This window comes from Microcoleus sp. BROC3, assembly GCF_036702515.1.
Classification (GTDB): domain Bacteria; phylum Cyanobacteriota; class Cyanobacteriia; order Cyanobacteriales; family Microcoleaceae; genus Microcoleus.
Genome location: NZ_JAUBTQ010000041.1, coordinates 1 through 12538, shown reverse-complemented (window position 1 = coordinate 12538; position 12538 = coordinate 1). Strand labels below are relative to the sequence as shown.

The 12538-nt window shown below is 45.4% G+C and carries 11 protein-coding genes; 4 read left to right on the top strand and 7 right to left on the bottom strand.

Going from position 1 to position 12538, the window contains the following annotated elements; translation table 11 throughout:
• Positions 1-24 precede the first annotated feature (24 nt).
• Positions 25-504, top strand: a complete 480-nt coding sequence (locus QUB30_RS23285; protein WP_333129040.1) for a hypothetical protein — start codon at positions 25-27, stop codon at positions 502-504.
• Between the two features lie 270 nt (positions 505-774).
• Here QUB30_RS23285 and QUB30_RS23280 read toward each other — a convergent pair whose 3' ends face one another.
• The 6 genes from QUB30_RS23280 to QUB30_RS23255 all read right to left on the bottom strand — a co-directional run bounded on the left by QUB30_RS23280 (position 775) and on the right by QUB30_RS23255 (position 8330).
• On the bottom strand, positions 775-1449 hold the full coding sequence (locus QUB30_RS23280) for an SDR family oxidoreductase (RefSeq protein ID WP_333338118.1): 675 nt from the start codon (positions 1447-1449) through the stop codon (positions 775-777).
• 171 nt (positions 1450-1620) lie between these two features.
• The gene (locus QUB30_RS23275; protein WP_333338115.1) at positions 1621-2232 is read right to left on the bottom strand and encodes a methyltransferase domain-containing protein; all 612 of its coding nucleotides are present in this window, start codon (positions 2230-2232) and stop codon (positions 1621-1623) included.
• 221 nt (positions 2233-2453) lie between these two features.
• A complete protein-coding gene (gene bioB / locus QUB30_RS23270; protein ID WP_333338112.1) occupies positions 2454-3497 on the bottom strand; it encodes a biotin synthase BioB in 1044 nt (347 codons plus the stop codon).
• 17 nt (positions 3498-3514) lie between these two features.
• Positions 3515-4819 (bottom strand): adenosylmethionine--8-amino-7-oxononanoate transaminase, encoded by a 1305-nt coding sequence (gene bioA, locus QUB30_RS23265; RefSeq protein ID WP_333338109.1) that lies wholly within the window; start codon positions 4817-4819, stop codon positions 3515-3517.
• Between the two features lie 238 nt (positions 4820-5057).
• Positions 5058-6470, bottom strand: a complete 1413-nt coding sequence (locus QUB30_RS23260) for an adenylate/guanylate cyclase domain-containing protein (RefSeq protein ID WP_333338107.1) — start codon at positions 6468-6470, stop codon at positions 5058-5060.
• 390 nt (positions 6471-6860) lie between these two features.
• On the bottom strand, positions 6861-8330 hold the full coding sequence (locus QUB30_RS23255; RefSeq protein ID WP_333338104.1) for an adenylate/guanylate cyclase domain-containing protein: 1470 nt from the start codon (positions 8328-8330) through the stop codon (positions 6861-6863).
• 291 nt (positions 8331-8621) lie between these two features.
• Between QUB30_RS23255 and QUB30_RS23250 the strand changes: the two genes are divergently transcribed.
• Positions 8622-9371 (top strand): class I SAM-dependent methyltransferase, encoded by a 750-nt coding sequence (locus QUB30_RS23250; RefSeq protein WP_333338101.1) that lies wholly within the window; start codon positions 8622-8624, stop codon positions 9369-9371.
• Positions 9372-9614: 243 nt separating this feature from the next.
• Positions 9615-10973, top strand: coding sequence for an FAD-binding oxidoreductase (locus QUB30_RS23245; protein WP_333338099.1), 1359 nt, complete (start codon positions 9615-9617; stop codon positions 10971-10973).
• Positions 10974-11138: 165 nt separating this feature from the next.
• Here QUB30_RS23245 and QUB30_RS23240 read toward each other — a convergent pair whose 3' ends face one another.
• Positions 11139-11522, bottom strand: a complete 384-nt coding sequence (locus QUB30_RS23240; protein WP_333338096.1) for a hypothetical protein — start codon at positions 11520-11522, stop codon at positions 11139-11141.
• Between the two features lie 535 nt (positions 11523-12057).
• Here QUB30_RS23240 and QUB30_RS23235 point away from each other — a divergent pair.
• A complete protein-coding gene (locus tag QUB30_RS23235) occupies positions 12058-12447 on the top strand; it encodes a hypothetical protein (RefSeq protein ID WP_333338094.1) in 390 nt (129 codons plus the stop codon).
• Positions 12448-12538: the final 91 nt, after the last annotated feature.

Here is a 12538-nt window from a genome sequence, read left to right as displayed (position 1 = left end):
AGCCATTTTAAGAATGAGGGCGCCGTGAAGGACTCGTCAAATTTTAGTGCCGCTGAACGGGTAGAATCTTTGAAGGCAGGGAGTGTTGCTGCTTTGTCTTGTTTGCTGGGTTTTGGGGCGATCGCCCTTGGTAATAGCTTAATTCTAGCGGATAGGTTAGATTCTCTGGCGAGTTTGCAGGTAAGGGAAATTGACCTAAATTTTGCCGCCCGAGGGGCGATCGCACTTTTGGGCGGTTTTTTGTTCGGCGTGACTTACCGCTATGCGATTCGCCGAGATGTTAACCCGCAGCTTAAATCTGGTGCGGTGTTGGCTTTTGGCTTGGTGCGGGCTTTTGGACAATTGGATGCTGGATTGTTTTTTGAACCCGGGAAGATGCCCGCCCTACAGGAGTTATTGCCGTTTGCTGTTCGCGGTGCCGAGAGTGTAGTATTGTTTGCGATCGCGGGTTTGGTTTTGGATTGGGCGATCGGGCGATCGTGGATTAAGCCATTTGATTCTTGAGTACCAAATCTTGCAGCATTTTTATGAACAGGCAAGATGCCTGTTCCACAAAAGTTCAATTTTCCTGTCGGGCGGGCGCAGGATTTTTATGAACAGGCAAGATGCCTGTTCCACAAAAGTTCAATTTTCTTGTGGGGTGGGCGCAGGATTTTTATGAACAGGCAAGATGCCTGTTCCACAAAAGTTCAATTTTCTTGTGGGGTGGGCTTCTAGCCCGCCCCAAAAATACAATTTAGATGCCAGACAGCTTATTTTGCGCTAAACCCGCCCCTAAAGATGTAATACTTCAAATTCTGGATTGCCGTAAAGCATTTGCCTGTCTACCGCCGACAAAACTTTATTGTTAGCAGCATCAGACACTAAACACTGACAAACTAGCTGCGCTACATCCGCCCGGTGAATAGTTCCAGCAACTCGAAAATCTTCTGTTAAAATACCGTTGCCTGTTGCAGGTTCCGATTTGAGTCCGCCGGGACGAATCACTGTATAAATCATCCCGCTTTCTATCAAATGATTTTCGGCTTTTTCTTTCTCAATTAATACCGGACCCAAAGTTTCCAAAACCTGCGGTTGCAAAGCAGCGGCACTCTTACCGCTACCGATGGATGAAACTAAAATAAATTTTTGCACGCCTGCTTTGAGGGCCGCATCAATCAAGTTTTTGTTGCCCAAATAATCGGCTCTTTCTCCATCTTTGGGCAAGCCGCCAATTGTGCTGATTACGGCATGAATTGGCTCACCGCCAGCCATCGCAGCTTCCACAGCGGCTGCATCCAAAGCATCGCCAGTCACGACTTTGATTCCCATTGCTTCTAATTCGGTGCTGGTTGCGGGCGATCGCAAAAGTGCTGTTACTTGCATCTTTTGTGCTGCCAGACATTTCGCGATTTCTAAGCCGAGGTTTCGGCTAGCACCAGCTAAAAAAATGTGGAATTTCTCTGTCATATTAATTGGGTTTTAAGTTGTGCAGAAATTGGTTTATTTGACTGTGGAACAGTATACAACAATCCTCTGTAATTTTTTGAATTAGTTTTTTTTTACCGCAGAGGGCGCAGAGGGCGCAGAGGAAGAGAGGGGAAGGATTCGCAATTACCTATTCCCAATTTCCAATTTACGTTAGATTTTTTTGCCCACCATTACTACCCAAGATTGAGCTTCGCGGGGTAAGCCGGGGGGACGATAGTAGTGATTGACAATTGCAAATCCCGCTTGTTCTAAACAAGGCGCTAAAGTATGATATTCCCATCCGGCAGTATAGCGTTTTCCCGTTGGCCGCTCGTCGTATCCCTCCCAGTTTCCCCGGCACATTGACATGACAATTGCACCGCCAACAACTAAGGCTTTGTGCAAATCTTGCAGCACTTTAACCATCTCGTCGCTGGGAACGTGAATCAGGGAAGCATTGGCAAAAATACCGTCAAATTCTGCTTTTGGCAAGTCGAGATTCAGAAAAGATTGCTGCCAAACTTCGCATCCCGATAACTTCTTAGCTATTTCTACAAAAGCTGGAGTTGCATCTAAGCCTACAACTGTGTGTCCTTGGCTCTTGAACGCTACTAAATCTCGTCCCGGGCCGCATCCTATATCGAGAATTTTACCGGGATTGCGGGGCATAGCAGCCGTCAGTGCGTTGCGATTTTGGGATACGTCGTGATGCCAAGTTCCTTCTCGGAAAGATTCGGCAGTTAGCTGGTATTCTGCGATCGTAATTTCTTCGCGTTTGTCCACAATTTGCCCCCCTTGTATGATTTTAGATTTTAGATTTTAGATTTTAGATTGAAGAATGTCAACCTTAGAATAAGGGTTCCTGGCTACAATTTAAGAACTTACGGCTGAGGCATTTGCTACCTCAGAAACCCGGTTTCTCTCCGTCCATGCGTAAGCGTGAAGTAGAGATATTGGGTAGGGACACGGCACTGCCGTGTCCTACTCTATTTCTGGTATAAGAGTTAAACAACCAGGGTTTTTTGTTCGGATTTGGTAACTGCTGAATCAACTTCTAAGAGAGAACCTTCGGGGGATTCGATCGCAAATCCCGCATCTCGAATCATATCCCAATCTTGATGGGCAGCTTGTCCGGGAGTTGTCAGATAATCGCCAACAAAAATAGAATTAGCGGGGTAGAGTCCGAGAGGTTGCAGCGATCGCAAATGCACCTCGCGTCCCCCAGCAATCCGAATTTCTTGGCTGGGAAGCAAAAAGCGGAACAAACAGAGAATTCGCAAACATTGGCGGGGAGTTAACCTGTTCACATCTGCAAATGGCGTGCCGGGAATCGGAATAAAAAAGTTGACAGGCACGCTAGTAACGCCCAAATTGCGAAGCGAAAGCGCTAAATCGATCGCATCATCATCCGATTCGCCCATCCCCAAAATTCCGCCGGAACAAGTTGTGATTCCCGCTGCTTTTACGTGTTCGACAGTTTCAACCCGATCGCCAAAAGTGTGAGTGGTGCAAATGTCCGTGTGATATGATTCGGAAGTATTGAGATTGTGATTTACCCGATCGACTCCAGCTTTAGCCAGCCGGTGAGTTTGCTCCTGGCTCAACAATCCCAAACAAGCGCAAATTTTCAGGTTATAATTTGCCTTCACAGTCTCGACAGCATCCAAAACGCGATCGAAAGTAGATGCGCTAGGTTGGCGGCCCGAAATCACCAAACAAAACGTACCAGCTTTTAACTCTGCTGCGCGTTGGGCGGCATCGAGAATTTTCTCCTTAGCTAAAAGCGGATATTTCTCAATTTCCGCAGTCGAAATTTTTGACTGAGAACAATAATGGCAATCTTCAGGACAAAGGCCGCTTTGAGCATTTAACAAATAGTGCAGCCTAACTCGGTTTCCCCAGTAGTGGCGGCGCACCCGATATGCTGCGTTTAGTTGTTCCAGCAAAACCTCATCCGGCGCGCGCAATACGGCTAAAGATTGCTCGCGAGAGATACATTTGCCCGCCAGCGCGTCGTCAGCCAAATCGTTCCAATTGGGTAAATTCATTACTAAAATTAAAGGGTTTACAGAGTATCCAAAACCTGACGAATCACCCGATAAATCGATTCTAGTTCATCAGGAGAAATGCAGTAGGGAGGCATCAAGTAAAGCGTATTTCCCAATGGGCGGAGCAAAAACCCCGCTTCGAGAAATCTGGCTTTCAATACAGGAGCGATGTCATTAAAATAACCGGAAACGCTTTCGGTTTTCACATCCATTGCTGCGATGGTGCCACAAGTCCGAATCCGTTCGAGTTTAGGATGATTTCTCAGCCATTGATTCAGGTATTGGCGGTGCAGTTTTTCCATCCCTTGATAAACATTTGGGTTTTGCTCCAAAAGCTCCAAGGATGCTACACTCACCGCACAAGCTAAGGGATTTCCGGTGTAAGAATGACTGTGAAAAAAAGCTTTGTCCGGTTCATCTCGCCAGAAAGCTTGATAAATATCCTCCGATGCCATTGTGACAGCAATGGGCAAACAGCCGCCAGACAATCCTTTAGACAAACACAGGATATCCGGCTTCGTTGCAGATTTAACAGAGGCAAACAGTTCGCCCGTGCGGCCAAAACCCGTCATTACTTCATCGTAAATCAACAATACATTAAACTGGCCCGCAAGTTGTGCGATCGCCTGCAAAAACTCAGGGCGACACATTCGCATTCCCCCGGCACCTTGCACCAAAGGTTCGATAAAAATTCCCGCATAGCCGCCCTGCTTTAACAAAAACTCCAATTTCTCCAAACTCGCCGCCTCCTTGCTTTCCACCTCCTCATCGCCATCAAAAGTCGCCGGAAAAGGAACAACATCCCCAGCAAACATTAAAGGTGCAAAAGATTCCCACCACAGCGAACTTCTGCCAGCAGACATCGCGCCCACAGTATCGCCATGATAACCTCCCTCAAAACTAATAAAGCTAGTACGGTTAGTTTCTCCGAGATTGCGCCAATATTGAAATGCCATTTTCAGAGCCACTTCAACAGCAGTCGAGCCGTTATCAGAAAAGAAAATCCGCGTTAAAGAAACAGGCGTATGAGTTAGCAATTTACTCGCAAGTTTCTGGGCAGGTTCGTGAGTAAATCCCGCAAAGATTACGTGTTCTAACTTTTGGGCTTGCTCGTAAAGAGCCTCGGCGAGAATCGGATGGCTGTGCCCGTGAACAGTCACCCACCAACTAGAAATGCAGTCGAGAATTTGCCGCCCGTCTGCCAATTCCAGCACCGATCCCTTGCCGCGAATTACCTTCAGCGGCGGGGCAGCCGTTTTCATTTGCGTGAAGGGCTGCCAAATCGGTGAATTTGAATAATTAGGTTCCTGATTCGCAGTCATTTTTGCCCCGTTCACTAATATTAACCTGCATTTTAATATAGCAATAATAACTCCCCTGTGAACTTTTTATATTGTCTTCTTTCTTCTTCTCTTCCTACCCTTCGGGAACGGCTTCGCCGAACGTGTCCTTCGCGTCTTCGCGGTTCGTTTAAAAAAATCTAGTTTGGTGTTGGGAGTGGCTGCGCTGCAACATCTGCCGCCATATCAGGTATTCCCGGGCGATGGTTAAAATTGTCAGTTACAATTTTCTGCCTTTGAGCAAATAAGTCGTCATAGATCCTTTGCCTTTAACATTAATTTTACCGCGCTTTTCCAACAAATACTTATCGCACAGCAACTCATAAGTTGAGTTGCTAACTTGAATTTTACCCGGAAGTCCCTGAGATTCCATGCGACTTGCTGTATTCACAGCATCTCCCCACAAATCGTAAATAAACTTTTTAGTACCGATGACACCTGCTACAACAGGCCCAGTATTAATGCCAATGCGGATATTCAGAGGTTTACCGCATTCGTCGCGGAATTTCATAATCTCTTGCTGCATTTCCAGGGCCATTTCGGCAATAGATTCGGCGTGATTTGTACAGGGAAGCGGTAAACCGCCTGCTACCATATAATTGTCACCTATCGTCTTAATTTTTTCTAAGCCATATTGCTCGCTCAAGCTATCGAAAGATGAAAATATTTTGTTAAGTAACTTGACTAATTCTTCAGGAGACGTGCGCGAAGATATTTCGGTAAAGCCCACAATATCAGCAAACAAAACCGTAACCTCTGCAAATCCATCCGCAATATTTATCTGACCTTTTTTTAGGCGATCGGCAATCATTGCAGGTAAGATATTTAGTAATAAACGTTCCGACTTTTCTTGTTCAGCGCGCAATACTTCCTCAGCTTGTTTCCGCTGTGCGATTTCCTTGTATACTCGGTGAAACATTTGATTGAATGCGACCATGAGTTCTCCCAACTCGTCATCCCGCTTGACAGACAGAGAGTAGAAATCAGGTTGTTCTCGATCTTTGCTCAAAGCGTCTCCAGCAGCGATCAAGTCATCGCGCAATCTCAAGATAGGTGCAATTACTGTCACCCCTAAAAAGAACATAGTCACCGAAGTGACAAAGGCTGATATAATGATTACTAGAACCGCAATCCGCCCGATAAATGCGTAGAGTTCCGGTTGAACGGTAGAAGCATCGTGGCGAACAATTAAGATGTAATCGCCTCCCAAATGTCGCTCCGTCCAAGCAATATCGTACCGCTGGTCATCGAAATTGTGATTGTGAACTATACGAGTTCTTTTTAGTTGCTTTAAACTGATTTCTGGGGGTTCGCCAAGTGTATATATTAGCTCACCGTTAGCTTGGTAAATAGATAGTCCTAAAACTACTTGAGAATCCTTAGTAATATTTTTTACTTCTTCTTGCAAGAAAGTGCGATCGGAAATATCTTGTTGGAGCAAAAACTCTAGGGAATCAACAGTCGCCCGAGATACCTGTTCTAATTGACTTAAAAGTTCATTTTCTCGCCTAAAATAAGAGGGAACTAAAATAATTCCCTCTATGACAAGAATGCTAGCAAATATCCACAAAGCTATTTGCCTAGACAAGCGAGATTTGAAAAAACCCAAGAATGATAAAATCCGCAAGGACATAAAATTTACTATTTGGCAAATGGCTAGTTTAAGGAATAGGAAAATCAACCGGGTTTTTCGTAATAAATTTGGGTTGGTCAACGAAGCAACGGCGCAGAAACCGGGTTCCTCGCCTCGCCCGTGCAATTTCTGTAATTGTCAGCAGCCAGCAGCCAGCAGCCATTAAGCGTTACTTCTGGGCTAAGCACTAACGGCTAATGACTGATTACCCACCCAAAAACGGATACCAGCCCCCGACTTAACTCGTGGAGATATAAAAATTTTAAACCCTAGTTCAAGTTCCTAGATTCACCTGTGCAGTAAATCTAAAATCTAAAATCTAAAATCTAAAATCTAAAATTGACTGACTTCGGACTAACTAGCAGACCCCTTAATAATATAATAAACAAATTAAACGGAAAGTGCGCTGGCTAACCTACCTGCAAGCAGATAAGTATTCATATCGCCCTTGCCTTTGACGTGGATAATTCCTCTGTCTTTAAACAGATACTTATTTCGCAAGATATCGTAAGTTGATGGTGTGACTTGAATCGCGCCGGCAATCCCGTGGGATTCCATGCGGGCTGCTGTATTAACGGCATCGCCCCAGAGGTCATAAATGAATTTTTTAGTGCCGATTACCCCCGCAATTGCAGGCCCGGTATTGATGCCGATGCGAATGTTAATTCCTGCATGATGTTTGGCATTAAATTTTGCTAATTCCTCCTGCATATCTAAGGCCATTTCTGCAATGCTTTCAGCGTGGTTGGTGCTGGGATTTGGCAAACCTCCGACTACCATGTAAGCATCTCCAATTGTTTTGATTTTTTCCAACCCATACTTTTCCGTTAAACCATCGAAGGCAGAAAAAATTTCGTTGAGAAACTCGAGCAATTCTTCGGGAGATATTTGTGCTGACAGCAAGGTAAAGCCTACGATATCTGCAAACAAAATCGTGACTTCTGCGAAGCCGTCAGCAATACTGCTTTGACCATCTTTTAGCTTGGCAGCAATGGACTCGGGTAAAATATTGAGCAGCAGGCGATCGCACTTTTCCTGTTCTTTTACCAATTCTACATTAGTTTCTTGCAATTGTGCCGTCCGTTCCCTGACGCGCTGTTCTAATTGTTTAGCATTTTGGCGCAACCTGCTGATAGCTAAACTTAATCCTGAGACACCTAAAACTGAAAGTCCGGCTAACAAGAAAAACAAGTTTTTTAGTCCGCTGCGAGTTTTTTGAGTGATAGTGTCGAGAGGTTGAGTAATTTCTAATATCCCCCGCACATCTCCTACTTTCCAGTCTGTTTTAGGACTGTAGGGGTTAGTATTGTGGCAATTAACGCAGCTAGCCGTCAAAATGTCTGCTTCTGCATATCGAAATGCTGGCTTACCGCGAAATTCCTCACTACGGAAAAATTTCTGTGTAGGATTTTGCGTCAAATAGCTGAGGGCTTCTAGTTCAAAATTGTCTCTAGCCCCACCTTCTTTTTGCCGCCAAGGAAACGGGTAGTTGCTGTACAAACGAACTGACAATTCAGAATTTTTTTGGCTGATCTGTTTACCGAGTTCTACCAAAAAGGTTGCTGGTACGGGAACTGTTACTTTTGTCGGCTTGTAGTCGTGGGTAAAGTTAATTGTTTTAGCGGTGTTAAGAGGATTGACAACATCCGAACTGTAAAGGGTGCGGGCTTCTTTAATAGCTTGGGCATAGAGGGTGGCATTTTGGAGGGCTTGCGATTCAATTAGGGTGGAGGAAAGACGAGACATATTTGCCATCGCTACTCCTACACCTACACAAAATAAAATTGTCACCGCAAGAATAATTCGCTTGTAAATTAATTGGCTGATGGCAGCCCGACTGCGAGAAATTAACTGGCGCATGGTATCCTCAAATGTGAGGTTGAATCTTTAAGTGATTTTACGCACTACTAACATAACACTGCTTTTTCAGGTCGCTTTGTCGGCGTCGGGCTAAACCCAGACGGCGTAGTGCAAGGGATTGTTTATTGTTATTTACAGCGAGTGTTGGGGTTCTCCGTAAAAGTACGCATAACTTTATAACGGTTTTCAGTTGAGATATCGGGTAGGGACACGGCACTGCGGTGTCCCTACTTCACGCACTTATTGCTGTATCTCGGTTAGGATAGCAATTGTAGTCTATGGTTAGCGATCGTGAATTCTAACTCTACTGTCTCACCTACGAACAACGAAATTTTTCCGGGAGAAGTTTTCGTCAATACTGCCGATTTCGATCCCGGCATTCGGCGACTTTTACCTAAATATGACGAAATGCTGGATGTATTAGTAGGCTGCATTGCTAACGCAAACCACCGCATTTTAGAACTCGGCTGCGGTACGGGGGAACTCACTTTAAAAGTTCTCCAACGCTACCCGTCTGCGGAAATAGTTGCTGTCGATTACTCGCCGCGAATGCTTGATTTTGCCCGCGCCAAAATAGAGTCGGCAGGATACGCAGCCCGGTGGACTGGCATAGAAATGGATTTTGGAGAATGGGCGAACAATCCAAATTTCTCTGGCTTGGGCGATAAATTCAATGCTTGCATTTCCTCTCTGGCAATTCATCATCTTGAGGATGAGATGAAGTTGAAATTGTTTGAACGCATTCGCGAAAGTTTAAATGCTGGTGGCTGTTTTTGGAATGCCGATCCTCTTTTAGCAGAATCAGCAGCAATGAAAGATATTTATCAAGCGGCGCGAGAAGATTGGGCGCTAAATCAGGGGGAAACCTTAGCACAAATTCGCGCAAATGTGGGGAAGAGTGTCTCTTACGGGTATTCTAATCCCGATCGCCTAGCTACACTTTCGGCACAGTTGGAAATGCTAGCAAACGCTGGATTTGAGACTGTTGCAGTTCCTTGGAAATACTACGGTATGGCGGTATTTGGGGGATTTGTTAATTGAAAAAAGCAGTCCGGGAGGCAGAACTTCTATGTGTAGGGTGCGCGAATAAGCACCTTACTGCTTAAAGAAAGATTGCAGTTAGTATTTTATGTTACTAAGTTCTGGTTGAGAAAATATATAATATGAATTCCGGTTGCATTGGAATGATTAAACCGCAGAGAACGCAGAGGAAGAGAACAGAGAGATGAATAATTCCGATGAAGAGTGGATTTGATATAATATTGCGAGCATAAAGGAAAAAAAATGACTGCAACTGCGATTCAAAGTATTGACTGGGATGCTTTCTCGTCGGAACTCTCGGGAATCGAAATAATTAGCGATCGCGCGCAAGTTGTCAAGCTATCTCAAGATTATTATCACTTCAGTCCTGTTTTGCAACCTATCTTAAGTGATAAAACAGGAGATTTAGTAGTTCGTCCCGCCAGCGAAGCGGAAGTTTTGCGGATTGCAGCAGCCTGCGTCAAATCCAAAATTCCGCTAACTGTTAGAGGTGCAGGAACGGGCAATTACGGGCAGTGCATCCCCCTCAACGGCGGCGTCATTTTAGATACCACCAAAATGCACAATATCCGCTGGATAAAACCGGGTTTAGCTTGCGTAGAACCGGGGGTAAAAATGTCGGTTTTCGACAAACAAGCGCGAGAAACCGGTTGGGAATTGCGGATGGTTCCCTCAACCTATCGCACCGCAACGATTGGGGGATTTATTGGCGGCGGTAGCGGGGGAATTGGTTCGATAACTTACGGGCAATTGCGCGATCGGGGAAATCTTCATGCCGTTCGAGTCGTTACAATGGAAGACGAGCCCCGCGTCATCGAATTGCGTGGCGATGAAGTGCAAAAAGTCAATCACGCTTACGGCACAAATGGGATTATTACTGAGTTAGAAATTCCCCTCGCCCCTGCTTATCCTTGGGCGGAAATCATTGTCGCTTTTGACGATTTTATGACAGCGGCAAACTTCGGTCAAGCTTTGGGCGATGCTGACGGAATTATCAAAAAACTAATTTGTGTTTGTGCTTGGCCGATTCCTGCTTATTTTGCTGCTTTCCGCGATGCAATTCCTGAAGGTAAGCACTGCGCTTTGTTAATGGTAGCTGAATCTTGTCTGGAACCGCTGCAAGATTTGGTGCGCGAATATGGCGGCACAATTTGCTATCAAAAAAACGCGCAAGCAGCGAGCAAAGGTGCAGCAATTGCTGAATTTACTTGGAATCATACAACTCTGCACGCTCGCAGCGCTGACCCGTCTCTGACTTATTTGCAGACGCTTTTTCCCCCAGATAAAGGTTTGAAATTGATTGAGGAACTGTATAATTATTATGGCGATGAGGTGATGATGCACTTGGAGTTTTTGCGGATGAACGGCTGGGCGATCGCCGCAGCTTTGCAAATAGTTCGCTACACTACGGAATCACGGCTCAATGAAATTATTCGCTATCACGAAGAGCAAGGCGCACTGATTGCTAATCCTCACACTTATATATTGGAAGATGGAGGCATGAAAATCATTAATGTGGAACAGTTGCAGTTTAAAGAGTTGGTCGATCCTTACGGTTTGCTGAATCCGGGTAAAATGCGGGCGTGGTTGGAACGGGATTAAGGGCGATGGTTTTTAGATAAGATTCGGATCTTGAAATCGCTGCTAGACAAACGAAGAGATTCGGCGATTGAAATTGCTTCAACACAAACTTTCGTCTGTGGCTCGATCCTCGCTTCGCCGAACGTCCTTCGCAGACTCAGAAATGAGCAAACAGCAGTGATAAATTTAAGGGACGGGGGCGGTAATTTCTGCTGGTGCGATCGCCCCTTCAGAAGGTACAGCTTGCTTTTCCAGTAGTAGGCGCTGTTTGTTCCGATATTCTGCGGCAGCATCGTTCAAATTTTGGCGCTGTTCGGTATTAAATTCTTCCATGCTGCGGCCGTTTCCCAATCTCGATCTGTGAATTAAATCAAATATTCCGCTGCCGCTGCTGCGGCCGGAAAATGGGTCGGTATTGTCTTGAGTTTGAAAGTCTTGCAGCGGTTGGGCATTATTTACACCGCTGGCTTGAGCGAAGCTTGCTTGAGGCGAGAACATAGCACAGGATGCGATCGCGCTTGCAGCAATCCCCCTCATCAGTTTGCCCGATTTAGAAGTTTTGGTGTTCATAATTTATTAGTTGAACCTTCAAAAAAACAATTCTATCTAAACAATATTCTGACTTGCGACTAAATATTATATTACTTCGCTGGGGCTAAGGACACGGCAGCGTCCACAGGTGTCAACTTAAGGACGATCGTGGGATGACCATTGCTATTTTAAGACAGATCTCACCCTCGCTCGATCTTACCTCTGCCACGCAATATCGAGCACAGATCACGCCCCGCGATCGGAGTTAAAATCCGAAAAAGTATGAGATGGTGCGGAATCGGCACTGCATTTTATGAGCCAAAAACGTCCGGCGGGCGTCAGCTAATCCATACCTGCGTCGAGCCTGGGAAGTACCAGGCCCACCCATAGAAGAAATACAAGCCAAGTTCTTGTGTTGGCTGACTCCTGAAAGCTTTAAGCCGTTACGCTTAACCCTGGATCGCAAAAACTGCGCGATGGCCTCGGGCCCGGCAAGCTACGACTGTTGACATTACCAGTGATGATGGCAGTAGTCTTGAGCTTGGTATACCGTAGGATTTCACGGTTAAGTGAAGTGATACGGGTATTAGAGTCAGAAGGGTTGCTGTGGGTAGAGCCATTTAAAGTCAGTAAACAAGCCTTATCCAAACGACTTGCCTGTTTACCCCCAGACTTATTTGCACAAGTATTTGAGCCAGTCATAGCAAAAGTCCAGTCCCGAGCCGATAAATTGCCTATTCCTACTGGTTGGGAATCGGTGTACCAAAATTTTAGTGCCATCAGGATTGCCGAGGGTTCAACTCTCGAAGCTGTGAGAATGAAACTCAAAGCCAATGGAGACTCAACAACGGGAGTGGGGGGTCGAATCATGATTTTAGAGGGATTTCACCACCCGCTCGTCGCCACTCGGTACACAAAAAATAGCACGGTTCACGCTTCTATGCCACTTGGATATTTTATGTAGTTATCAATGATTTATATAGCGAGCGCAAATGATTTGTAAATCATCGAGCGTGTATAATGAGAGATGTAAATCTAAGTAGAAGTTGAGATGT